Annotated in this window: 15 protein-coding genes and 3 pseudogenes; 13 read left to right on the top strand and 5 right to left on the bottom strand. The window is 56.3% G+C overall.

What is annotated here, in order from left to right:
* Positions 1–70: 70 nt before the first annotated feature.
* Positions 71–1,348: a DUF5623 domain-containing protein gene (locus tag AB4N80_RS23085; RefSeq protein ID WP_460078983.1), complete on the bottom strand. Its 1,278-nt coding sequence runs from the start codon at positions 1,346–1,348 to the stop codon at positions 71–73.
* A gap of 756 nt (positions 1,349–2,104) precedes the next feature.
* Between AB4N80_RS23085 and AB4N80_RS23080 the strand changes: the two are divergent.
* A pseudogene (locus AB4N80_RS23080) lies at positions 2,105–2,371 on the top strand (Arm DNA-binding domain-containing protein); the annotation flags it as partial.
* Between the two features lie 145 nt (positions 2,372–2,516).
* Here AB4N80_RS23080 and AB4N80_RS23075 read toward each other — a convergent pair.
* Positions 2,517–5,747, bottom strand: coding sequence for an AAA domain-containing protein (locus tag AB4N80_RS23075; protein WP_258637264.1), 3,231 nt, complete (start codon positions 5,745–5,747; stop codon positions 2,517–2,519).
* Between the two features lie 50 nt (positions 5,748–5,797).
* On the opposite strand from AB4N80_RS23075, the gene AB4N80_RS23070 reads away from it, so the two are divergent.
* From AB4N80_RS23070 to AB4N80_RS23020, 11 genes and pseudogenes are all read left to right on the top strand, one after another.
* A complete protein-coding gene (locus tag AB4N80_RS23070) occupies positions 5,798–6,058 on the top strand; it encodes a hypothetical protein (protein WP_258637267.1) in 261 nt (86 codons plus the stop codon).
* A 667-nt stretch (positions 6,059–6,725) separates the two neighbouring features.
* Entirely contained in the window at positions 6,726–8,144 is a 1,419-nt protein-coding gene (locus AB4N80_RS23065) for a TolC family outer membrane protein (protein ID WP_258637268.1), read from the top strand.
* 54 nt (positions 8,145–8,198) lie between these two features.
* Positions 8,199–10,343: a type I secretion system permease/ATPase gene (locus AB4N80_RS23060; RefSeq protein ID WP_434563067.1), complete on the top strand. Its 2,145-nt coding sequence runs from the start codon at positions 8,199–8,201 to the stop codon at positions 10,341–10,343.
* Between the two features lie 5 nt (positions 10,344–10,348).
* Positions 10,349–11,773, top strand: a complete 1,425-nt coding sequence (locus AB4N80_RS23055; RefSeq protein ID WP_258637271.1) for an HlyD family type I secretion periplasmic adaptor subunit — start codon at positions 10,349–10,351, stop codon at positions 11,771–11,773.
* A 26-nt stretch (positions 11,774–11,799) separates the two neighbouring features.
* Positions 11,800–12,186 carry a hypothetical protein gene (locus AB4N80_RS23050; RefSeq protein WP_258637273.1) on the top strand — a complete coding sequence of 129 codons (387 nt, stop codon included), beginning with the start codon at positions 11,800–11,802 and terminating at the stop codon, positions 12,184–12,186.
* A 46-nt stretch (positions 12,187–12,232) separates the two neighbouring features.
* Positions 12,233–12,913, top strand: a complete 681-nt coding sequence (locus AB4N80_RS23045; protein WP_258637275.1) for a hypothetical protein — start codon at positions 12,233–12,235, stop codon at positions 12,911–12,913.
* 13 nt (positions 12,914–12,926) lie between these two features.
* Positions 12,927–20,303, top strand: a complete 7,377-nt coding sequence (locus tag AB4N80_RS23040) for a S8 family serine peptidase (RefSeq protein ID WP_309475921.1) — start codon at positions 12,927–12,929, stop codon at positions 20,301–20,303.
* Positions 20,304–20,828: 525 nt separating this feature from the next.
* Positions 20,829–21,116 (top strand): annotated as a pseudogene (locus tag AB4N80_RS23035) (Arm DNA-binding domain-containing protein); the annotation flags it as partial.
* 315 nt (positions 21,117–21,431) lie between these two features.
* Positions 21,432–22,103, top strand: a complete 672-nt coding sequence (locus tag AB4N80_RS23030) for a hypothetical protein (protein WP_095973912.1) — start codon at positions 21,432–21,434, stop codon at positions 22,101–22,103.
* The gene (locus tag AB4N80_RS23025) at positions 22,096–22,812 is read left to right on the top strand and encodes an RES family NAD+ phosphorylase (RefSeq protein ID WP_460078973.1); all 717 of its coding nucleotides are present in this window, start codon (positions 22,096–22,098) and stop codon (positions 22,810–22,812) included. Before AB4N80_RS23030 ends, AB4N80_RS23025 begins: the two co-directional genes overlap by 8 nt.
* Positions 22,813–23,037: 225 nt before the next feature.
* Positions 23,038–23,286, top strand: a complete 249-nt coding sequence (locus AB4N80_RS23020; protein ID WP_095962602.1) for a hypothetical protein — start codon at positions 23,038–23,040, stop codon at positions 23,284–23,286.
* A 131-nt stretch (positions 23,287–23,417) separates the two neighbouring features.
* Here the strand turns inward: AB4N80_RS23020 and AB4N80_RS23015 are convergent, their stop codons facing one another.
* On the bottom strand, positions 23,418–23,630 hold the full coding sequence (locus AB4N80_RS23015) for a hypothetical protein (RefSeq protein ID WP_095962603.1): 213 nt from the start codon (positions 23,628–23,630) through the stop codon (positions 23,418–23,420).
* 846 nt (positions 23,631–24,476) lie between these two features.
* On the opposite strand from AB4N80_RS23015, the pseudogene AB4N80_RS23010 reads away from it, so the two are divergent.
* A pseudogene (locus AB4N80_RS23010) lies at positions 24,477–24,647 on the top strand (transposase); the annotation flags it as partial.
* Between the two features lie 58 nt (positions 24,648–24,705).
* Here the strand turns inward: AB4N80_RS23010 and AB4N80_RS23005 are convergent.
* Positions 24,706–25,302, bottom strand: coding sequence for a cytochrome c3 family protein (locus AB4N80_RS23005; RefSeq protein ID WP_013692861.1), 597 nt, complete (start codon positions 25,300–25,302; stop codon positions 24,706–24,708).
* Positions 25,303–25,311: 9 nt separating this feature from the next.
* The gene (locus AB4N80_RS23000; protein WP_013692862.1) at positions 25,312–25,797 is read right to left on the bottom strand and encodes a nitrate reductase cytochrome c-type subunit; all 486 of its coding nucleotides are present in this window, start codon (positions 25,795–25,797) and stop codon (positions 25,312–25,314) included.
* Between the last annotated feature and the right edge of the window lie 10 nt (positions 25,798–25,807).

Genomic DNA, 25,807 nt, shown 5'->3' with positions numbered 1-25,807 from the left:
GTTTTGCAGTTCTTACGACAAACCATGGCCTGCCCCAAAGCAAGGCAGGCCATGCGGGAGCAGCCAACGCCTAACGATTTACCTTTTTCTGAAGGTCCGCGGCAGCGGCCTCAATCTTTGCAAGCATCTGAGCTCTTGGCTTGCACTCCTCATAACCTTTAAGGAGCAAGTCTCGGACAGTCTCGATGGCCTTGAGAGTGTCTTGCGGAGTGGTATATCCATCAATCGCTCGTCCGTAGTAGAGCTTGGCGTCGACCTCTGCCGTAATGCCGCCGGGATGCTCCATGAAAGCCCAGTCCTCTAGGCGCGATCGCACCTGGTTTAATTTTTCGTGAACCTTGGCAGTTACGCCGGCAGTACGCATAGAACTATTGCAGAGCTTATGTAGGATGGGCCCAATAGTTGTGTGCTTCTCAAGTGACATGCCCCGCGCGGGGCGCCACCTAGAACGAACCCCAGGCGCTCCGCCGTACGCGATCGCTCCGTTTCTGACACCGGTGAACGGCATTGTGCGCGATCTACTTTGTTTTCCGGAGGCGATGCGGGCTGGGCTAATAAACTTGGAGTCGTACGCCATTTCTTGAGGCATCCCCTTGGGGTAAGCACTGTCCGGAAGTCCCTCGACCTGGGCCTGTACCTTCGCGAGTAGCTCCTGACTAGGTGAAATCAGGTATGGGACGGCTTGGCCCGGGTAGTAGAGTCCCGGCCATCTTGGCGCCACTTGATACAGCCCGTGCTCCTGCAGCCACTCCTTCCTGAATCCCGGCATAGGCGAAATGTAGGGCTCATCCAGCAGTAACCAATCGCCCGATTGTGGATCCTCCCAGCCGGTCATGTGATCGGCTTTGGGCACCCTATCCAGGTCATTCATGACCTTAACGTTCCCATTCCGGAAAACTCTCACCAGCCCGGTCGAGTTCATGAAGAGCAGAGTAAAACTAGCTTGATCCAGATACTGCATCGCACTGACCTGGCTGCTAGCATCGGTACGCATTTCGAGATGATCTGGCGCCTCAAGCTTGAATCTACTCAAATAGGCGCCGCCAACCTGAAGGCCGTCGATAAGCAACTCGGAAAGGGGGCGCGTGAGGCGAACCTCTACTGTGTAACGACCGGAGGATCGAACCTCGGAGCTGACGTCATCCCAGTACGCCGTCACATAGGCGATGTAGTTTTGAGCCGCAATCGTGGTAATCGCACGTTTGGCGTGCAAGAAGTTCTGGAAGCCTGCTTTGCGAGCAGCCTCATCCAGGGCTTGGTGGTGAGTGATATTAAATTCGCGCTTGAGAGCCTTTGCCAAGCGCTTGATGCCGTCGACAGTGGACGGAGGGGTAGCGATGGTAACCATGAATATCTCCCGGCCTATCACGCAGCGTCACCCGTCTCCGCTACAACAGACCGATTGAATTCATAGTCAGTCGTTTAGCAAAGCAGTGCCGTTACCAGCTTTAAAGACGGGAGTCATACGCCTGCCGGGGCGCCATCGCATGGTAGCAGCGGTTTTGTGATGAGTTCAAGCAGCAAGCTCTCGAAAAGTTTTACCTCTCTTTTTACTCGTTATGCTGCTTTTTCTGCCGAGTGAATCTGCAAAGGCAGCATTGGCTCGATTGGTGTGTGTTCGCTCGTAGAGAATGATCCTGCAGTCCACACGGGCAACGCACGTCACTTTGTAACCATCGCCTAACTTTCCAGACCGGACGCTTCCCGCCGGATTGGCTAGTGGTAGTAGGTAATGGCACAGCCCGGAATCCCGCCTTCCTTCCTCTTGATACCCACCGAAAACAAGTCCAGAATCAAGTCCTTTCCTGCTTCAGGAATAACGGAAACCCCTTAGATTTCAATGGGTCGGACACCAGATACGAGTCTCGTTTCCCGCTCCAATTATTTTGCTATAGACTTCCATTGAAGTATGTAGAGATCAAAAAAAGAGGCTTAGGTCTCTTTTTTGGTTCCAGTAAAGTCTATTCTGTTACATTGGCATCCGCGATTTTTTAGTACACTTTTTAGTACATCAATTCGACGCTTGGTAAATCAGTTTTTAGAGCTGCTTGGCCCTCTGAAAACCGTACAACACTCCTTCATTCTTATGAGTGGAGTTAGTACGATGGTCCTTACCATTACGGCGGTCCGACACGCCAAGCCTCGCACCAAAAACTACACCCTTCCTGATTTTGATGGTCTTGCGCTTTTCGTGAATACGAGGGGCACCAAGAGCTGGCACTTCCGTTTTTCTTGGGCGGGCAAACAGCCTCGTATTTCGCTCGGTACTTATCCTGAAATAGGTCTACGCGATGCTCGCGTTCTGCGTGATATCGCCAGGGCGCTGGTCGCGAAGGGTATCGATCCCCGCGATCAGCGACGCCTTGAGCGCAATGCCAAGCTGTTGGCCCGGGAAAAGCACCTTATTAGGTCGATGTGATGCAGATCTTCAGTCCTAGGGAGCAGTGTTGTTTGGACGTAGAACCAGTGGCTTCTTGAATCGTCAGGCCGCCTCGAATACTGAAGGCGGCCTTTTGTCATGCGGATGTATCGGCAGTCATCTGGGGATGGGCGGGCAGCAGGTCCATGACGTTGCAGAAGAGATTACGCTGCCTCCAGTCATTGCGATCACCGATCACATACAGCCGACGCTTGGCTCGGGTGGCGGCGACGTTGAGGAGGTTGGGTTGAGAAACTACCCAATTGCGAGCACCGGCGTTTTCGCTGTTACCGCCCAAGACGAGGATGATGACTGCGGCTTCCTTGCCCTGCATGGTGTGGATGGTGCCTCGTACGATCTTCTCGGGGAGGCGGTCCTTGAGCTGGTTGCGCACGTCCTGAAAAGGTGTGATGACGGCGATACTTTCGGGTGGTACGCCGTCGGCATCTAGCAACGCGAGCAGATGTTCGAGGGCGTGCCCTTCGTTGTCGATCCAATTGCCGGAGGAGCGACCGCTCGCGTGCACCCAGCCGGTGGGTAGGCGGGCTGGCGTCTCCTTAGCTGGGGACGGGGCAATGGTGCCGTAGACCATTGCGCCATCGTAGGCGATGCGGTTGGCCAGGTCGAACATTGGCTTGTCGCAGCGCCGGTGCACCACCAGCGGCAGGCCGACCCAGCATTTTTGGCCTTGTGGGCCGGCCATGCGACCCCAAGGGGTGGCATGGTCGGCAAGGGTTTGGGCGGACTGACGGTTGGGCAGCCAGTGGGCGTCTACCTGATAGCGGGTGCGCATGTGCTCAAGCACGGCGTCGGAGACGGTGACGATGGGCTCCAATTGCAGCGGATCACCGACCAGTACGGCACGGCGCGCGCGCCATAGCGCGCCCACCGCAGCCTGCGGGGTGGCCTGGCCAGCTTCGTCCACCAGCAACCAGCCGATCTCGCCGCAACCGAGGCTACCGAAGGAGCGGGCGAACGAGGCAAAGGTGCTACTGAGCACCGGCACCACCATGAACAGCGATGCCCAGGCCGAGCGCATCACGGCTTGGGACACGCCACGATAACGGCTTCCAGTCAGCAGGCTGGTGATGAAGGCCAAGTTATTGCCCAGGCGCGAGGCTTCGATCTGGAAGAAGGCACGGTGTAGCTTGAGCGCTTCGATGAACACTTTTGACCGAGCCTGGCGCCAGCCTTCGAGGATCCAGGGTTCGAGCAGTTCGATGTCGCTGCCTCTGCCGAGCCGGCCTTGCGTGAGCCAAATCAGCAGGTGTTCGGCCTGGCCGGCCTGGGCAACGCTGCGAGCCTTGTCGATTTGCAGGGTGGCGTGGCGTATGGCTTCGTTAATCTCCTGTTCGTCCGTGGCCAATTGTCGATTGAGTTGGCTGAGCTGGGCGCTGAGTCGCTGCAGTTGGCGTTGGACGCTGTCGAAGGCCTCACGGGCCAGGGCATGGGCGCCGTCGAGCAGGCGTTGCCGGGCGGACCAAGTGCGATGAGCACCCCATAGGCTGAACAGGTTGACGAGCAGGGCGGGCTTTTGAACAAGGTGCGCTTCGAGGGCTTGGAGTTCACGCTGCAGTTGCTCACGGGCGGGCGTGAGCTGCCGGGTTTCAAGCGTGGTTTGTTCCTCGTCGAGGCTGTGGCGCTGCGTCAGACGGATCTGACGCTCCTGTTCCTTCTGCCTGATCCGCGCCTTGGCACTGATCACGGCCTGGATCCGTTCCAGGATGTCGCTGACCTGAGCACGCAGCGCCTGTTCGGCGTCCTTGGCGGCTTGGTACTGTTTGACGGCGGCGCGCCAGAGGGTAGCTTTTTCGGCGGGCGCGAGCAGCTTCATCTGCTGCGCCTGCTCGTTCAGCCACTCACGCATGCCTTTGGGCGCCGGCTCGTTGTCTGCTTCCGGGTTGTCGAGCATGGGCTCACCGGTGTAGAGGTCTTCGTCCGGGGTTTGGCTGTCGAGAGGTTCCAGGTCTAGAGGCGCAGGCTCGTTTTCTGACTTCGTCGCTTTAGAAGGACGTTTGCCATAGAAGAAGCGTTCGACAAACTGGGTGCGCTTGGATTTGCTGCCCAACGCTGCAGAGATCAGGCCCCAGGCAGGCTTGCCGCTGGTAAGCCCGGCGAGCTCGCTGAAATATTCGGCATTGGGCAACCAGGACGGGTCGATTTTGTCGCGCTGGGGTAACTCGAGAGTTACGTTCTCGACGGCACCGTTGTTGGAGGAGGCTACCACCATCTCGAAGCCGAACAGGCGCGGGTCAAGTTGATAAGCATAGCGCTCGCGTCCGCCATCGTTGGCAGATTCGCGGCCATTCTGGACGAAGGCCTCCGAGGCCTTGCTCAGCGAAGCCAACACATCGGCTCGCTGCGTCACCACGGCGGCGATCAGGTCGCGCAGCAGGGTTGTCTTCCCGGTGCCTGGCGGGCCGTTGACGCCCATCACGCCGGTGTCGTTGCCCAAAGTCTGCAGCAGACTGTTGACCGCCAGTTGCTGGGAGTGCACCAGGCCCAGGTGCCGTTCGGCAGGCCAGCAACCGACGGCGTAGCGCGAGGGGGCGAGGCGATCGATTAGCGCAAGGTCCGCGCGGGGCTGGTCGAGATGCAGCCGCTGGCTGGAGTCGTGCAGGCTCAGATAGCGGGCTAGCGGTTCACTGGTCTTGCCGTGGGCCAGGGCATCGGCCACGTCGGCCAAGTCGCTGAGCAGGAAACTGTTGAGCGGATCGTCTTCCTGTTCGGGCTTGTCCGGATTGATCGGCGCCGAGCGGAAGCGATGCATGCGCGGCTTGTCGCCGAACAACGCATCGAGCCCAAGGGTCTGGCGGATAAGCTCGGTCATGCTTGCCAGGTCGGCAGCCATGACCACGCCCCCAAGCAGGCTGTTGGCCTGTTCGCGAAGGAACTCCTGGGTTTCGTCGAAGCCTCGAGTCCAATCCTTATGGTTGATGGCGCAGCCGACAAACCACGCCTCGCTAGACAGCACCAGGCTGTCGATCACCATCATGCCCTGGCCGTTGAATTTCAATGCGAACAGGGCTGACTGTCGACGCTGCGGCTCCTTGTAGCCTTGGTCTGCGCCATAGAGCGCCTCCAACTGGCGGGATACATCCAGATTGTCGTAGATGTGTGCGTAGAGCGTGTGGCTCCATGCTCGTTTGTCGGGCAGGGGCCGCCTGCTCAGGGGGTTGGCTGGCATCCATGGCAGAATCTGGGCTGAGGCGGGGATGTCTTGGAAATAGGGCTGATAGTTGCTGTCGCGCTTCTTCAGCTTGGGAACCGCCTGAGGTTGCAGTAGCTCGACGGCGTGCCAATAGCGCACGATGTTTTGCGGATTCATTGACGTCCTTGAAGTGCTGGTTTGGATTCCTGATGGGAAGGATATCAGGCATGGAGCATCGCTTCCTCGTGCGGCGCGCGGAAGCGCTGCTGACCGTGGGCCAGACCGTCAATCTCATGTCTGATTCGGACAGTTACGATGGCTCGATCCAGACAAACGTTACTGCCCAATCTGCTTACCGCAACATCCGTCAGGCAAGTCGAATTTGTTTGGAGCACTCGCCGCTGGGACTCCGGTCACCACAGAAAGCGAGTTCGATTCAGAACTCGGTAGCGGGCAGATCACCCAGCGTATGGTCGCCCAAGGCGTGAGGCTCAGTTTGGCGATCATCACTGTCGAGCCTACACCTGAAGGCAGCGCTGAAATAAAGCTTTACACCCTTAAAGGTTGGAGTTCGATTGGGGTTAAGGCGCCTACGTTGGACAGGCTTCGTTCGTGGATCAAAGGCGATCAATCCTCGCTAAGCACCTTTACTTTTCACCGCCAATTTTGGGTTATGACTTGCAGATCGAAATCGGCCGGCAACGTTATCTGGAGGAGCGCTGTCACCTTCTCATCATGCTGACCAAGTCCCGGGAGGAGGCAAGGGATTTGGAGCGACCTAAAGAGAAGAGCGGGGACTATCGATTTGGAGGAAGGGTTAAGGCTGAGCCTTAGTGCCATCAGCTACCTCAGCTTTCGGCATCTCTTTGTGTCCATCGTGCTCGGTATACCCCCATCAAAACCCCAGAGCCGCTTCAATTGCCAGAGTCTCCCTGTAAGCTCGATTTATGAAGCTTGGCTGTTCCTTTTTCGGTCAGGTCGTTGCACTGCTCTCGCCCAGGCGGGCGGAGATGTGGGCAGGCAGGTCAAGTCAAGTCAACAAAGAAACCTTTGATATTGTTGCACTAAACGTAAGCTCCATATATTTTGTGCGCCCTGGATTGGGACGGTGATCTTTTGTAGGACTACTGTCGGTGTCGTCAAAAGGATTTGTTTATGTACCGTACCCGAGGCGTGTTTCTTCTCGCCTGCTTGCTACCTTTCTTTTTGCAGGCTGCGCCCATGGAAGGGCGAGCTGACTTGATGGGCGTTTATCGCCAGGCTGTCTTGCATGATTCAGACCTTGCCGCCGCCCGCGCTGACTTTGCCGCCCGGCAGGAGTCGGTGCCGCAAGCCCGAGCCAATCTGTTACCCGTCATTACTGCTGGCACTACGGTGGAGTCCACTCGCTTAAATCGTGCCCAGCCTGAGCTGCTGCGTGAGCGCAGTGGAACTACTGTGCAGGCCAACCTTAAACAGCCAGTATTCAATGCAGCTTTTTGGTTTGAGCTCAAAGCAGCGGAGGCGAGTACCGCACAGGCGGCGCTGGAGCTGTCCGCCAAAGAGCAAGAGCTTATTCTCAAAACGGCTGAAGCCTATTTTGAAACACTGCGCGCGACCGACGAACAGGCGGCTTCTGTCGCGGAAGAGGTCGCGCTCAAGCAGCAGCTTGATCAAGCGCAAGCGCGACTAAAGGGTGGGCTGGCGAGTATTACGGATGTCCTGGATGCCGAGTCGGCTTACGACAACGCTTTTGCCAATCGCAAATTGGCCCGGCGAAAAGTAGACGATGCTTTTGAGCAGTTGATCCGCCTGACCAATATGAACTACGCGAGCATCGAGGGGATGCGGCATCAACTGCCAGTGTCTGCACCGGTGCCCAATGACACCCAATCTTGGGTCGACGCAGCGGTTGGACAAAACTTGACGCTATTGGCGAGCAACTATGCCGTGCGGGCAGCGGAGCAAAGCCTGAACCAGCGCAAAGCAGGACATGCGCCCACCGTGGACGCTGTCGCCTCGTATCGCCGCGGAGACAACGATAGCTTTGGCTACAGCAATCCCAGTGATTTTGGTCTGGATGGTTATCGCAGCCAAGTCGCTCAAAGCAGTGTAGCGCTGGAAATGACGCTTCCCATTTTCAGTGGTGGTCGCACCCATTCGCAGTCACGTGAGGCGTATGACCGGCTGACACAAAGCGAGGAACTGAGGGAAAGTCAGCGTCGAGAGGTCGTGCTCGATGCACGTAACTTTTTCCGTGCGGTCAACTCCGACATTGAGCAGATCAAAGCTCGCAAACAAACCATCATCTCCAGCCAGCGTTCGCTCAAAGCGTCTAAAGTCGGTGCCGATGTCGGAACGCGCAATACGGTCGATGTCCTCAATGCTCAGCGTCAGTTGTTCAAGGCGGTACGCGATTACAACAACGCGCGGTATGACTACATTCTCAATAATCTGCGATTGAAAGGGGTCGCAGGCACCTTGCGTGCTGAGGACCTCCTGGAACTGGCCGGTTACCTGAAAGCGGACTATGAGCCGCAACGTGATTTTCTTCCTCCCGAACTGATACAAGCCTCAGCGTCAGGTGGATCTTAGACGTCCATAACGTCATTCAACTCAGCTCATTAATGCCATTGCACGGAAGCGCTTATGCAACAACAAGGGACAGAGCCGGCTAACCAGACAGCCGTGCTTGATACGGGGCTGGCGTGTCTCGCCATGCTGGCGCGCTTTCATAACGTTGCGGTTTCTCCGGAACAGCTTTCCCACGAGTATGTCGAAGACGAACAGCTGTTCGCAAAGGCTGAGATACTTATGGCTGCCCGCCAATTGGACCTGAAGGCCAAGGCGGTTCGCACTACTTTCGAGCGGCTGGATAGAACACCATTGCCCGCCATCGCGTGTGCAAACGATGGCAGCTTTTTTATCATTGCCCGTCTTGATCAAAACAACATCCTGATTCACGATCCAAAATCCCAACGGCCGGAATTGATCAACTCGCAGCAACTTCGATCACGTTGGGGGGGCGAATTGGTGTTGTTACGCTCCCAATCCTCAGTGGCCGCTGAGCTATCCAAGTTCGACTTCACATGGTTTATCCCGGCCATCGTCAAGTATCGAAAACTGCTCGGCGAAGTGTTGCTAGTGTCTTTTGTCCTGCAGATATTTTCGTTGCTGACGCCCTTGTTCTTTCAGGTGGTGATGGACAAGGTGCTGGTTCATCACGGCCTTACGACGCTGGATGTGATCGCCATCGGCCTGTTGGGCATTATGCTGTTCGAGACGGTTTTGAGTGGATTGCGCAGCTACGTATTTGCCCACACCGCCAGTCGCATTGATGTCGAGCTGGGCTCGAAATTGTTTCGGCACTTGGTGACGCTGCCGCTTTCGTATTTCCAGGCGCGCAGGGTGGGGGATTCGGTCGCGCGGGTCCGTGAGCTTGAAAATATCCGCAGCTTCCTGACCGGCAACACTATTACGCTGGTGCTGGATGTCTTGTTTTCTGTGGTGTTTATCGCGGTGATGTTTTTCTACAGCGGCTGGCTGACCCTGGTGGTGCTGCTGTCCTTGCCTCTGTATATCGTGGTTTCGCTGCTGATCACCCCAATGTTACGCGCCCGGCTGAATGAAAGTTTTGTACGTGGCGCTGAAAACCAGGCGTTCCTGGTCGAGACGGTCAACGGTATCGACACGCTCAAATCCATGGCCGTTGAACCGCAGATAACGCGCAGATGGGATAACCAGTTGGCGGCCTATGTCAGCGCGAGTTTCAAGACGCAAACCCTGTCGACCATTGCCAACGAAAGTGTTTCTCTGATTGGCAAACTCGTCACCGTCGCAACGCTATGGCTGGGCGCGCGATTGGTGATCGACGGTCAACTTTCGGTGGGTCAGTTGATCGCATTCAATATGCTGGCGGGGCGTGTGGCGCAACCGATCATGCGCCTGGCTCAGTTGTGGACCAATTTCCAGCAGACCGGTGTTTCTGTCCAACGCCTTGGCGACATTCTCAACACGCGTACTGAATTGTCCCAGGCGACTAGGAGCGCGTTGCCGGCCCTCAAGGGCCGCGTCGAGTTTGACCAAGTGCACTTCCGCTATCGTCCGGACGGTTCAGAAGTCCTGCGCAGCGTCAGTCTAGTCATCGGGGCTGGAGAGGTTATCGGCGTCGTGGGGCGCTCCGGCTCGGGCAAAAGCACCCTTACGCGCCTGTTACAGCGTCTATATGTTCCGGAGCGAGGGCGTGTAATGGTGGACGGCATGGATTTGGCCCTCGCCGATGTCTCTTCGTTACGTCGACAGATCGGTGTGGTCCTTCAGGACAACATGCTGTTCAACCGTAGTGTCCGAGAAAATATCGCGTTGACTGATCCCGGTGCGCCGCTTGAGGCCGTTATGCAGGCCGCAAAAATGGCGGGTGCACACGATTTTATCCTGGAGCTGCCCGAAGGGTATGACACGGTCGTTGGGGAACATGGCGCTTCGTTGTCGGGCGGACAGCGTCAGCGCGTGGCGATCGCAAGGGCGCTGATCGGGAACCCCAGAATTCTGATATTCGACGAGGCCACCAGCGCATTGGACTATGAGTCGGAGCGCGTCATCCAACACAACATGCAGGCCATCTGCAAGGGACGAACCGTGATCATCATTGCACATCGGTTGTCCGCTGTTCGCGATGCCCATCGTATCGTGGTGATGGATCGCGGGCAGGTCGTCGAACAGGGCACTCACAGCGAACTCCTGACTCACCAAGCGGGGCACTACTCTCGCCTTCACCGTTTGCAGCAGGGATAGTGCCCATGAGCGAACCTTCAGCAACACATGAGCTGGTGCAGCGGTATCGGCTCGCCTGGCGCCGGGCCTGGCGCCAGCGTAAACAGCTTGATGCACCTTCGCGCCTGGCTCATGAGGTGCAGTTTTTGCCGGCCGCATTGGCCTTGCAGGACCAGCCCAGCCATCCGGCGCCGCGTTACATTCAATGGGTCATCATGTTCTTCGCGGTGCTGGCGTTGGCATGGGCCTGCCTTGGGGAAATCGAAGTCGTGGCGACGGCACGGGGAAAAGTTGTCGCCAGCGGCAAGAGCAAGACCATACAGCCGAGCGAAGTGGCGGTAGTCAAGGCAATACATGTTTATGACGGTCAGTCGGTCAAGGCCGGTGATGTTCTGGTGGAGTTGGATACTAGTGCGTCCGGTGCTGACGTAAAACGTTTTAGAAGCGACGTGCTGGCCGCGCAGGTTGATAGCGCGCGTGCCAGCGCCATGCTTGAGTCCATTCGTAGCGGCAAGGAGCCAGGATCCCTGGCGGGCTACATGCTGGAGGCCGAGCCGCAACAGGTCCTGGCAGCGCAACGCTGGCTGAATGGGCAATACCTGGAGATGCGCAGCTCCCTGGATCAAGTCGATGCCGAAGTCGAACAGCGTACTGCCGAGATTCAATCAGCCAATGCCATTGTCAGTTCTTTACAACAGTCAATTCCGATCACGCGGCGCCTGGCTGAAGACTACAAAATGTTGCTCGATCAGCAATACGTCCCACGCCACGCCTACCTGGAGAAGCAACAGGCGCTGCTGGACCAAAATCGCGATATGGCCGTGCAGCAGGCACGTGTGATCGAACTCAATGCCAGCCGCAAGGAAGCCGAACGGCGCCGTCAGAGCATCCTGGCTCAAACCCGTCGTGCGATGCTCGATCTGCAACAGCAATCCGAACAGAAAGCCGCATCGCTTACCCAAGAGCTGCGCAAAGCTGAACAGCGCGATCATTTGATGAGCCTCACCGCCCCCGTCGACGGTACGGTTCAGCAGTTGGCTATTCATACTGTCGGCGGGGTGGTCACGGCCGCACAGCCCCTAATGGTCGTGGTGCCGAGTGATCAGCCTGTCGAAGTCGAGGCCATGCTGGAAAACAAGGACGTTGGCTTCGTGCGCGCCGGACAAAGTGTGACAGTCAAGGTGGAAACCTTCACCTTCACTAAATATGGAACGGTCGAGGGTGAAGTCATCAGCGTGTCCAACGACGCGATTGAAGACGAAAAGTTGGGGCCGATCTACAGCAGCCGGGTCCGCCTGCTGACTGATTCTATTCAAGTCAGAGGCCAACGAGTGCCGTTGTCTCCTGGGATGGCTGTCACAGTAGAAATCAAGACCGATCGACGCAAAGTCATCGATTACTTCCTAAGTCCGCTGCAGCAGTACGCCGATGAAAGTCTACGAGAGCGGTAAAAACAAACGTCCACAAGGGAAACTCAATGAGCGAAATTAAAGCGTTCTTATACGGACTGTACGACGTCGTGATTTTTCCGTGTTGGATAGCATTGTTCATATGTTTGATAAAGATGAACAAGCGCTTCGCCGGCCCTCTGTTTGTCTGGGGTTGCAGCGTCCCTGTCACGCTTTATTGCTACATCGTTTACATCATGGATGGCGACCGGCCTTGGGTTCATTGGTCGGTGGTGGCGCTCGACTTTCTTGCGTTTTCCCAGTTGGGTTGGTTAGGGGCACTCCTGATGGTCGGCGGATATCTGGCCAAAAACGACGGCTTTAAAAAAGTGGCAGTCTGGACCTCGGCGATTTCCGTCGCAGCGCATGGCTTTTTTCTTATCGTTGGGCTGGTATGGAACGCGCTATCGGCATAGACGATAGGCATTCAGTGGTTGAACGTTCTATTTGCTGGAGTGTGATGTGCACGGGACGAAAAAAATATACTGGCTCACGGCGTTTTGCACGCTAGTGGCCGTACTGATGGGTTGCCGCTTCTGGCTGATTTCCGAGTCGCAAAAAGTGCATTGGGTTGTCGAACTCGTCGGCGGTGCAGAAAACCTGCGTGCGTCAGAGGCTTCCTTGTCGGAAAGCGATGCGCTTTACATAAAGTCGCTGTACCTGTCGCCAGATGAACAGATGTACAACCGCATCCGAGCGTTGAACCTTTGCCAGGACATGAACGACGCGTGCGTGACCACCAGTTTGACCGTCGCCAATTTTCTGATGATCAATACCGCTGATGTGCAGGCCGCGAGAAATACCGTTGAGCAGTATGCACGTTACAACGTTCTGCAAGCGCAGCCTTGCCCAGCCAAATATGAAACATCCGTGGTTATCAAGAATAACGAGTATCTCTCTACGTTGCCGATGGCGGATGCAAAGCGTTTTGCCGAACAGCAATTGGAAAAAATTGAAGCATCAGGCGGACTGGTTTTCTCGTTAAGAACCCCTGAGTGTCATCGTTATTTTGCAGCGCACCCATCGATGGCTAGAGGTTATCTGGCGCACATGGCGCTGCTGGTCAGGGCGGCTCAAGGAAAAAGGTCGGCGGCGTGGTTGTATTTGTTATCCCGTCCGGGCGTTTACGCAATCATCAAGTAAGAAGGAGCTTTAAATGGCACAAGGTGCACAGCAGGCAGCAAGTGGAGCGGCGCAAACGCTTCCAGAAGCACTGGATGAGTTGAGCAAGACTAAGGACCAGTTGAACAAAGCGCTGGAAGCGACGGGAGTTGCGGATAAGGTTTCACGCTACAACACCTTGGTCGACTTGACCACATCCATGGGGTTGATCGCCTACATATTCGATGACAAATACAACGGTTCCAGCACCGAAACGGATGTTCATATTCTGGAAGCCTTCAAGTTGCTGAAAATTCCAGGCATCACGGGGGTCCAGGACAAGACAGTGGATAAAGGCATCAGCGGCCTTCAATACGTTCTGGAATTTACCGGAGAGGGTAAAGACAATGACGTGGCGTTGGGCGGGCTTCTATATGCACTGGCCTTATTCAGTAAAAGCACCAAGGAGTCACGTGATCGCGAATATGGCCAGTCGCCCTCGCTGAACGCATGGTATGACGCGCTGGGTAACGTCACGAAGTTTATCGATGACACTGTTGCATCATTTGATTTCGACTCGTCCACGATTCCCGGATCGAATTTTTCCAGCCCAGCCGCGCGTTCAGCTGTAGAAAGCGCGATGGCCAGTCGTATGGACGAATTTTTCTTTGGCATTCCCGCCAGCGCGAGTGCCTTTGATCTGCATGTCAATAGTTCTGGTGAAATTATACGCAAGAGCGCGACAGATCATGACGTTGCCGCCGCGCAAGTCACCAACGGCCTAGTCACCAGTGGAGGCGGCTGGAACCTGAACTACGACCCCAACAAGCTCAACCTGAATCAATATCAGGGTAACTGGGTCAACAATACCTTTACCGCCGCCGCTACCCAGATACTGGCGGACGGTTACCGCCCAGGCAACGTCAATACCGCTAAGGATGTATTCGATTTCAGCTTGCGCAACGCCAGCCAAAGCCTGACCTACGGCAGCACCTTGGCGGCACTGTTGAACTCCGGTGACGCGCGTGCGCGTTTGACACTTCCGACCGATCCATTGCTGCTGGACTTGAACGGCGACGGTGTGCGCTTGACGGATTACCTGAGCGCGCCGGTGTTTTTCGACGCCGATAATGACGGGGGCAGCCTCGAAGAAACCGGCTGGGTTAACCCAGAGGACGGCATTGTGGTCCTTGATGCCAATGCCAACGGTAAGATCGATAACATCAGCGAGACCCTGTCCGAATACTTCGGCGGCAAGGCGGGCACCAACGGTGAAGCCGGACAGAAGCGCTTCGCCAACGGTTTTGCCGCATTGGCCAGCCTCGATAGCAATGCCGATGGTGTATTCGATGTACGGGACTCGTCCTGGTCAAGCGTGAAGGTCTGGGTCGATGGCAATCACGACGGTAAGAGCTGGAATGACATAAATGGCAACGGCTCACTCGACGCCGGCGAAGCAAGCGAACTCAAGTCCTTCAGCGACCTGGGGATCACCCGGATCAACCTGGATAACCAAGCTCAAAGTGGCGAAGTCAGGGATGGCAACGAAGTGCTGGCCCACGGCACTTTCGTGCAGAATGGCCTGACGAGGGAAGCCATTGCAGCCAACTTCCTGGCCAACCCCAACGGACATACGTTTACCTCTACCGCGGCCGGCACGGTCGTATCGACTCAGGGTTCGGGCCAAGTCGCGGCCGTCAAAGGGTATGTGTCGTCTTCGACCACGGGTGAAACCATCGACGTGGCGCAAAAAGGTGTCGCCAACGCGACAGGCGGGTTGGGCAACGATGTGCTCCAAGGCGATGCCCAGACCAACTGGCTGGCCGGCGGTCAGGGCAGCGATACCTTCTATGGCGGTGCAGGCGACGATGTGCTGCTGGTCGACGGCGATGATCTGTCGACTAACGTCCATGGTGGCGACGGCACTGATATTGTCCAAGTCATTGGCGAAAAGGGTGTCAGCCTCAACTTGGCTGACGCCAGCATAGAAATCGCTCAGGGCGGTCGTGGCGATGATGCATTCATTGGCGGCGGCAACAGCACCGTCTACATGCGTGGTGGTGATGGTGACGACGTGCTGGTTGGCGGTTCTGCCAACGATGCGCTCTCCGGCGAGAACGGCGATGACACTTTGTTTGGTGGTGCAGGCAACGATGTGTTGCGTGGTCATCGCGGCGCTGATCGGATTGACGGCGGGTCTGGGAATGACTTGATCGATGGCGGCCAGGACGATGACAATCTGAGCGGCGGAGTCGGTGACGACATTCTGTTAGGCGGTGCCGGTGATGATCGAATCGACGGTGGCGAGGGTACCGATGTCCTCGAGCTGTCCGGCGACTTCGCCGACTATCGGATTACCCGTGCTGCAGACGGCGTTTGGATCAGCGATACCGTTACAGGACGCGACGGGACCGACTTCCTGAAGAGCGTCGAGAAGGCCAGTTTCAAAAATCTCAAGCTGGTGGAGATTCCGACAGACACCAGCGCGGGCATGGAAAATCCTTTGTTGGTCAAGGATGTGCTGAGCCAGAATAAGGCCGGTGCCAGTTTTGATCGCACGCGGGCGCACCTGATCGGTCAAGAGCAATTGCTGCGCAACGACCTGGACTGGCAACACGACACCTTGCACATCACCGGCCTGTTCGATGTGGTGGGCGGGACTGCGAGCCTCACCCAGGCCGGCGATGTGCTTTTTACTCCTGATGCTACGTTTACCGGGATCATGGGCTTCAAGTACACCGTGGCCGATGCCAAAGGTAATGAGGCTAGCGACATTGTCGACATGGCCACGGGCGAAAGCGCGACTATGCGCGCCGCTGTCTACCTCAGGACGGCGGACCTGCCCAGTGATCCGTTGGTTACCGATCAATGGTATCTCTCCCAGGCGAACATCCTGCCGGTCTGGAAGGACTACACGGGCAGAGGCGTCAAGATCGCCCAGATCGAGACCAACAGTCCGTTTGGAACCACCAAGGAAGTGCTCGACTATCGTCATGCCGACTTGAAAGACAATATCGACGAAGACTGGTTGGCCAATGCAACGCCGGGACAACTGGCGGGAGAAGGCAGCGAGGGCAAGTTCAGCGAGCATGCCACATTGGTCGCGGGTGTGATGGTCGCCGCGCGCAACGGCGAGGGCAGTGTAGGGGTAGCATACGATGCCACCGTTGCCGGTTATTGGATCAATAAAGACGACTTCAGCAACATGTCACGCATGCGTGAATATGATGTGGTGAACCACAGCTGGGGCAGTGAGTCACACTTTGATTTGAGGTTCTCGCCGGCCACATTAGGGGAGATGCCCGCAGCGTACCGTGAGGCCATTGGGCTGGGGCGCGATGGCTTGGGCACCGTCATTGTGACCGCGGGTGGTAATGATCGTGACAAGGGTGGCAACACCAATTATTCCAATCCCAGCAACACCCGCAGCAGCATCGTGGTGGGCGCTATCAACGCCACCTCCGATCTGGGTGCGTTGCAGGCGGGGGGCAAGCCCTTCTCCAACCCTGGCGCCAGTATCCTGGTTAGCGCACCAGGCTCCAACGTAACGTCTACCTCGCGCTTGGTGCAGAACGATAACGGCTCCACGTTTGGTAGTGATAACGGAGTGTCCCAAGGCACCAGCTTTGCCGCACCTATCGTGTCGGGCATTGTCGCACTGATGCTCGAAGCCAACCCGGAGCTGGGCTACCGCGACGTACAGCAGATCCTTGCGCTGTCAGCACGCAAGGTGGCGGATGCGGGAACCGTCTGGCAGGACAATGGTAGCCAGAAATGGAACGGCGGTGGTATGCACGTCAGCCATGACTACGGTTACGGCGAGGTCGATGCCCGCGCTGCCGTGCGCCTGGCGGAAACCTGGCATACCCAGCAGGTACTGACCAATGAGTTCAGCCTGTACAAGCCTTTGGAGTCTGGCGTACTCAATCTGGCAATTACCGATGGCCAGCAAGCCGGGATAAGCCATTCGTTGACGCTGGGGAACGTGGCCATCTCGGCGGAACATGTTGAAATCAAAGTCAACCTCACCCACGACAATCCGGGTGACCTGATCCTCAAGCTCATCTCGCCATCGGGTACTGAATCGATCCTGATGAATCGTCCGGGCAAGGCGCCGGGTAGCGCTGCGAATGATCGTGGGGACGCTGATTTTTCCGGTGAAAAAACGTTGGACTATGTTTTCTCTACCGCGTTGTTGCGTGGTGAGGCCGTACAGGGTGAATGGACGCTGAAAGTCATAGACAGCGTGACCGGGGCGACCGGTACCCTAAACAGCTGGAGCATGAATGTGTGGGGGGCTATCGACACGCACGATGATCAATATGTCTATACGGACGAGTATGCGCAGTTGGGGGTATCCGGCACCCGTGGAACGCTCAACGACACCAATGGCGGTAAAGATACGATCAACGCAGCAGCGATAGGTCAGAAAAGCTATATCAACCTGTCGAAAGGCGAAGCGACTCTCGCCGGCACGCACCTGACCATTCAGAACCCCGAGCAGATCGAGAACGCCATCGGTGGTGAGTTTGCCGATGAACTTCATGGCAATAACGCCAGCAACATGTTGGTCGGCGGCAGTGGCGATGATGTGCTGTATGGCGGCGCCGGCCGCGATTTACTTTTGGGTGGGAAGGGGAACAATACCCTGGCAGGCGGGGCCGATCTCGATTATTTCGTGATCGAGCGCGCCAACGGTTCCATCCAGACCATCACTGATTTCATGGTTGGCACCGATAAACTGGTGCTGTCTGGCTTCTCTGACTTCGGTCACGGGCTGATCAATACCACTCAACAAGGCGCGGATGCGGTGATCAGCTTGTCTGGTGTGCAGTCTATTCGGCTGAAGAATGTCGACGCAGCGCAAGTGAACGCCGAAGATTTCTTGATCCTGGATACCGCAATGAGCTTGGCCGAACTCACCAAGTACGGCGCTTATGGCTTCGGCGTCAATAGTCGTGAAATACGTCTGGCTGATTCTGTCCAGGGTGAAGACTATTCCGCCCTCTCAGGTGGGCAGCGGGTGTTTGGCGGCACTGGCGCCGATATCATTCGTGGCGGCAGTGGTGCCGACGTGTTGGTTGGCGACAATACAACCGGCGGTACGCGAGGCTCCAACGATTTCATCGAAGGCGGTGCCGGTAATGATGTAGTTCGCGGCGGTGCGGGCAACGATGTACTGCGCGGAGGCTTGGGCCAGGACTATGTCAGCGGTGACGCGGGGGATGACGTCATCTATCTGGAAGGCGATCAGGGCAGTTTCGAGCTGGGCGGCTGGACCTCGCCTATCATCACTTGGGACGGAGCCCGACTGACCGGGGCTGCCGTCGCGGGCGGCGCTGGGAATGATCGTTTTGTCGTCGAAAAGACCTCAGGGCTTCCCATCGATCTGTTAGGTAATCTGATTGAGGATTTTGAGTTTTCCAATCCCAACGAAAAAATCGACCTTTCGCAGATTAATTCCGTGGGCTCGATGGCAGATCTTGCATTCAGCGAATTGACCGTAAACGGCCAACATTATTTGCGCGTGATGCTGGGGGGAACAGGTGCTTCGTTTATTACCCTCAAGGGCGTGACTTCGTCTCAACTGTCGCCTGGTAACTTTATTTTTGGCAGCGGTTCCGGTGGCACTTCCTCGGTTCCCGCTACAGGCGGCATCATTGCAGGCAAGGAGCTGCACATGACTGTCACGAACCCGACCCCATTGAAGCCGCTGATTGACCGCGAACTCACTGGCGAACTGGTCGCCGTACCACAACCGGTGCTGGGTGGCAGTGATACGGTACTTCCAGAGTTTGACCTCGGAATTATCTATTGGGCAAACGCCACCGGCGAACGCGTGGCGGGCACTTTGGGCACCGATACACTTTACGGAGGAGAGGGAAATGACGTCCTCAGGGGCGAGAACGACTTGAGTGACACGGCAGTTGGCAGTGCAGACAGGCTGTTTGGGGGAGCAGGCCACGATGTTGTTTACGGCGGCGCTGGTGATGACGTCTTGTGGGGCAACAATGGGATGGATTATCTCAACGGTGGTGCAGGAAACGACACGCTGTATATCGAAGGTGATCGGGGAGACAACTACACCGGTGAACTGGACTTCGAACTGCCACTAATCACCGTGGAGGGGGTTGTACTGACTGGAGCGGCTGTAGCTGGTGGCGCGGGTAGCGATCGATTCATCGTCGACGATTCCTCCACGGACGGGCTGGTGGGCGGCCTGATCGAAGACTTCGAAGTTACGAACCCCAGCGAAAAAATCGATTTGTCAGAGTTTAGTTCTTTACGCTCGTTTGCGGAGCTGAATTTCAGCGACCTGATGGTAAACGGACAGCAATACCTCCGGGTCTGGCTGGGCCCCGTGGGAGAAGATAATTCATACATCACTCTTAAAGGGGTCACAGCGGATCAGCTGAGCGCGGACAGTTTTATCTTCGCCGAACGCGCCTATAGCGACCCCTACATCTTTCGCGATGGCGACGGGACGCTGGTGGGCAACGCTGGCGGCAATACGCTTGCAGGATGGGATGGGAAAGGGATTCTGGAAGGACGCAGCGGAGACGATACCTATATCGTCGATGATGCAGGTGACATTGTCCGAGAGGTCAGTGGCGGAGGTTACGACCGCGTAGAGTCTTACATCAGCTACGTCTTGCCTGACGAAGTCGAGGAGCTGGTACTGGAATCCGGCACGAACGGCACGGGCAATGCATTGGCAAATCGACTGGTGGGCAACGCACTTGCCAATATCCTGGACGGTGGCGCTGGGTCCGATGTCATGGTCGGTGGAAAGGGTAACGACACCTACATCGTCGATGAGGGAGCGGACCGCATTGTGGAGCTGTCAGGTGAGGGTATCGACACGGTCAAGGCTTCTGTCTCCTTTACCTTGTCTCCCGATCTGGAAAATCTGATTCTCACGGGCACTGCCAACATCAACGCCACCGGTAACGCCGCGAATAATCAGCTAACGGGCAACGGGGGCAATAACCGCCTGGATGGCGGGATGGGCAATGACTGGCTGAGCGGCGGCGCGGGCAACGACCTTTACCAATTTGATCGCAACGGAGGCCAGGACGTCATTGATGACTTTGACTCTGCGGCGAATACCGATGTGCTGCAATTCGGTAGCGGAATTTCCGCTGATCAGCTGTGGTTTCGTAAAAACGGCATGGACCTAGAGGTTAGTATCATCGGCACGGCAGACAAGGTGACGATTTCCAAATGGTCATCCTCGGATCAGGCTGGTACGCAAAAGGCTCAGCATGTCGAACAGTTCCGAACCGCCGATGGCAAAGTCCTGCTGGACAATCAGGTCGACCAACTGGTCGGAGCAATGGCCGCGTTTGCACCACCGGCAGCGGGGCAAACGTCACTGCCGAACAATTACAAAGAGGCGTTGGATACTGTGATTGCCAGCAACTGGCAGTAACGGGAGGGGGGCCATATTCGGAGGTATGGCTCTCTTAAGCAATTTCGATGGCATCAATTAGCTGAGTACTCTCAGACTTGATCTGACAGTCACCGGATTTTCGGTCGTGGGCTGTCAGGTCAAATTTGTGGGACCTGAAACCGTCGGATACTGACTATTCGAATAGCTCTGCTATTTCGTGGCTATTGATACACCCCCGAAGATAAGTCCAGAATCAAGTCTTTTCCTGCTTCGGCAAGAAAAGAAACCCCTTAGATTTCAATGGGTCGGACGCCAGATGCGAATCTCGTTTCCCGCTCCAATTATTTTTCTATAGACTTCCATTGAAGTATGTAGAAACCAAAGAAAGAGGCTTCGGCCTCTTTTTTAGTTCCAGTAAAGTCTATTCTGGTACATCAATATCCACGAATTTTTAGTACATTTTTTAGTACATCAATTCGACGCTTGGTAAATCAGTTTTTAGAGCTGCTTGGCACTCCGAAAACGGTACAACCCTCCTTCATCCATATGAGTGGAGTTAGTACAATGGTCCTTACCAATACGGCGGTCCGACACGCCAGGCCTCGCGCCAAAAACTACACCCTTCCTGACTTTGATGGCCTTGCGCTTTTCGTGAATACGAAAGGCACCAAGAGCTGGCACTTCCGTTTTTCTTGGGCGGGCAAACAGCCTCGTATTTCGCTCGGTACTTATCCTGAAATAGGTCTACGCGATGCTCGCGCTCTGCGCGATATCGCCAGGGCGCTGGTCGCGATGGGTCTCGATCCCCGCGATCCGCGACGCCTTGAGCGCAATGCCAAACTGTTGGCCGAGAGAACACCTTCTTAGGTCGATGCGGTACAAGTTTTCGGTCCTTAGGGGAGCGGGACCGCCCGGGAATTCAAGCGGTGCTGAGTTGGGTTGCCAACTCTTTCGGTCTGTTGCTGGTCTTTAGCTCGCCCGCACACCTGAAAGCCAAGATCGTGATCCTTAGACTTTTAGTCCCAGAAGTCACCGTGCTGATCGACGGCATGGCGTGCACCCCTCAAACCTACCTATGCATCCAGATGAATGGAGCTTAGGCTGGAGCTAGGGTTATCAAGACTATGATACGATTAAATAACGTAGATAACTAGTGAGGAGATTTCCATGAGCGTTACAGAGCAGTCGGGTGTCTCCACCTTGGTCGGTACGCCTAAGGAGGCTCGGGCTAGCTTAAGCCGCTCGCATGCGGACCGAGTGCTGGTCGTGTCTTTCGATCAGGTCAACCTCAGTGTATTTGAGGCGTTGGCGGAAAACTTCGCCAACGTGGCCTCCTCGATGTATGAGGTGCTGCAGGAGCGTCAGGACCCTAAGTCGCTCGAGCGACTGGCCGAGGTGTTTGTGACACGTAAGCCGCCTTCGCCTCGCCTGCTCAAGGAAGCGGCGATGCTGGTACAAGCCCGCAAAGCAGTGCTGGAGAGCGGTGACTGGTTGACCTCTGCAGATATCGCGCAGGTGGCCCAGTTGAGTAACCGCAACCCGAGTGCCCAGCCCAACAAATGGAAAAAGCAGGGGCAAATCTTTGCCATAAGTCACGGTGGGGTCGACTATTTCCCTGGTTACGGCTTGGATCCGGATGTGGGCTATCGGCCGCTCAAGGCACTCGCCAAAGTCATTCAGGCTTTTGGTGCCCACAAGGACGGCTGGGGTATGGCTTACTGGTTCCGCTCAGATAACAGTTTTCTGGGCGGCCAAAGGCCCCAGGACCTGTTGGCATCAGCGCCTGATCGGGTGATTGCTGCCGCACAGGATGAAATCCAGGGCATTGTCCATGGCTAAGCAGCGTACCGAGTCCAGTGAGGGTAGGGCGACGCCTCCCACGGACTTAGCGGCGTCCGTTACCCCGGTGCCTGTGGTTACGTTGCACGTCACTTTCACCGTGATCGCCAAAGGCGATGTGCTTCACCGTGTGCACCAGGATAAGTATCAGCCAGATCAATTCAATCCCGGTGTGCACGGCAACGCACGCTTCAGCCCGATTCAGGATGATCAGGGACGGGCGATTCCCACCTTGTATGGCGGCACGACCGTTGAGTGCGCCTTGATGGAGACCGTCTTTCACGACGTTCCCCATACGGCTGGCTTCAAGAGCTTCGACAAAAGCAAGCTAACTGGACAGGTGCATTCTGCCGTCCAGGTTAGCCAACCGCTGCACCTGGTTGATCTGTCCAGCGTGCCTCTGCGGAAACTGGGCATCACGCGCAAACAACTGATCGACACTGAGAAAGATCAATATCCTGCGACGCGCAAATGGGCAGAGGCGATCCACCGTCAGTGTCCAGATACCCAAGGGCTGTCTTGGGTGTCGCGACAAGATGATTCGGCACGTGCGGTGGTGCTCTTCGGTGACCGGATTCCTGACGGCGCACTCCATCCGCAGGGGGCGTCACGCAGCTTGACCGGCGACTCGACTGTGTTCGACACGGTGCTCAATCTGGCAGAGCGGATTGGGTCGTTATCATCGCGGGAAAAAGCTGAGTCAAAATGACCGAACAGTACCCCTAAAATTCGCTCTCTAGAGCCGGAATTGCCATCATTAGATCTTGCTGAGGAGGTCGGGCTTTTATGGATGTCGGTGGTTCCGTAGAAGGTTTATGCAGCGTCGACGGCCAAACACGTCTTGCGTGCATCCCAAGGAAGGGGCGGTGCCTGCCACAGAGCGCAGCAACAACGATGGCTGGTTCCGTGCTGGCCTAGAAATGCGGAGCTCGTTATGGACGTCAACCAGATGTTAAATGATGAACTGGTGAGCCGGCTGGAAGAGAAAATTCCAGCCATGGCGAAAGGCGCGATTAATGTGGCCTATATCAATACGCTGGCTGCCGGACTCAGTGTGATGGAAGTCATGAATGGCGTGCTCGTTGAAACAACGGCCGATGGTCCGCACACGGTTATTCGGATGGCCAAGCCCAAGCATAAGGTAGCTTCGGGCAGGATTATCAAGGTGCGCCACCTTTCATAGCGAGAGGTTGAGAGCCCCCGTATCTTAACGATGTCGCCGCGCAACGCGCGGGAAGTCTGAGACTTCGGCGAGTCCAGCCTTTATGCTGTGCAGGATAACCGCCAAGCTCGCCGGCGCGTTGGGTCCGCTGATCAGTGACCCTGGGCTCTCAGCTTAGCCAAGCCCTGTTTGATATGTCCGGCGTTCTCGCCGATCGTGTGAAGTGCCCCTCGGACGTTGGCGCCAATATCTGTTGCACTTTGGTTTTCTACCTTCAAGGTCAGTTCCATCACCGCAGCCTCCAAGGCGAGCTGATTTTGATATAGCCGCTCATGAACATCAGAAAGTGAATATTCGCTGGGCATCGTTTTGGCTCCAATCAAGGACTCAAGAGCGTAGCAGCGGAAGGGGTGGAAACAAAGGGCGGTTGAATAAGCGAGCGCTACGCGATGCTCGCGCTCTGCGTGATATCGCCAGGGCGCTGGTCGCGAAGGGTATCGATCCCCGCGATCAGCGGCGCCTTGAGCGCAATGCCAAGCTTTTGAACCTGCAAAACACCTCCTGAGCGTCGTTTTAGCGTTGATGTGCTGCAGATCCTCGGCTTTTGGGAGAGGGGCGCGGCACCACCCGAAGATGTTGCCGTCGTGCGATGGGGTTCAAGCAATGCTGAATCGGGTTATGCCAACACCGTCGGTCTACCGTCGCCGGGCTTGAGAGCGATCGCGTGCAACACATCTGAATGCTAACTTTGTGCCCATAGACTCACGCCTCTACGCCATTGCACTGACCGGCGGCACGGCGTGCTCCCTTAAGCCTATCTATGCATCGGGATGAGTGGAGGGCCGGAGAGGGGAATTCTGCCGTCCAGGTTAGCCAGCCACTACATAACGCCCCGACTGGCTAATCGAAAGGTTCGCTGGACGTTCCGTACTCCGTACACGCAAGTTTGCCCTTCGCTGGCTGAGGCGTTATCGCCCTCTATTTCCGTCGACCCTATCAGACGAAGTAGGTTTCGAAATCCTTTTGCTTGTTGCTCCGGAGAGCGTGCGCCATCGACTATGTTGCCCATCGGTCGGGCTGGGCGACAAAGGCTTGGTGTGCATTCGAATTCGGAGGAACCTAACCCGTTTTTCCTAAAATCAATTTAGACAAAGGGGGTAGAGAAGTGAAGCGTAGCTGCTGGATCTGTTGGGGCGATGTATATCGAAAAGGAGACAGCCGCCCAGCTTCTACCGACAGCTGGAGACAACAGCGATTGCTTTCGCTCGGGATCTAGTTTTGCTTCCCTTTGTGGCGTCAGCCCCGTCCAGACACCTTCAGGACAGTTCAGTCGCCATCGCTTAAATCGAGGCGGTGACCGTGCTGCCAATAGCACCTTGCACTGATATCGATGGAGGGGATTCATTCTCACAAAAGACTATTGGCTCCCGACCACTTTGATTACCAACCTTTCACCCCACTCATGTCAGGCAGCTTATGAGCAATGCCCTTGTGGCAATCGATGCAGGTTGCCTCGCCATTGGCCAGTGAGGTCGAGTGCATGCTCGAGGCGCGCTTGCTTTGCCGGGTGAAGTCCATGAATTCGAAGTTGTGACAATTGCGGCATTCTCGCGAGTCGTTGGCCTTGAGTCGGGCCCATTCGTGCTCGGCCAGTTCACGTCGCAGGGCGAGGAATTTGTCGCGGGTGTCGATGGTGCCGAAAATCTTGCCCCAGACCTCCTTGGAGGCCTGCATCTTGCGCGCGATCTTATGGGTCCACTCGTGTGGCACGTGACAGTCCGGACAACTGGCGCGTACGCCGGAGCGGTTGGTGTAGTGGATCGTGTCCTTGAGCTCGACAAACACGTTGTCACGCATTTCATGGCAGGACACGCAGAACGTCTCGGTATTGGTCGCCTCCAGGGCAGTGTTGAAGCCGCCCCAGAAAACGATACCGGCGATAAAGCCCCCAAGCGTCAGGAAACCCAGGCTGTAATACAGGCTCGGACGACGCAGGACGCCCCAGTAGTCCTTGAGCAAGGCGAACAGTGCTTTCATGTTGCCTCCTCAAGGTTTCTTCGTGGCGTTGGCGTTGTCTTGCAGCAGTTTGTCGATTGTCTCGAAATTGTTTCCCACCAAAGGCTTCACGTCCGCCTGCGGTACATGGCACTGGTTGCAGAAGTACCGACGTGGTGAGACGGCCGCCAGCGCTTGGCCATCGCGGTCCATGTAGTGGGTGATGCTGATCATCGTTGCCTGGGTCCGTGCGCTGTTGGCACGGCTGTGACAGGACAGGCACTTGTTGCCGTTCGCGTCGACCTGATAGCCACGGATGGTGTGGGGAATGGTCGGCGGCTGGTCCGGGTAATTACGCTCGCGTTTGAGGTCTTTGTTTTCTTCATCGGTAATGGGCGGGGCGGGCATGTTCTGGGACAGAGTGCCGCCGGGGCGACGCCCATCCGGAGCTGGCGCGTCGAGCGGGTAGTCGATTTCAGCCGCGATCACCACGCCAATCGCGGCAAGCAGAAACAAGGGCAGCATTCGAAAAAGCATCAGGGTTCTC

The sequence above is a fragment of the Pseudomonas sp. H3_A02 genome (genome assembly GCF_054671965.1).
Note: the sequence above shows the minus strand (reverse complement) of the source record. Positions and strands in the feature narration are given on the sequence as shown.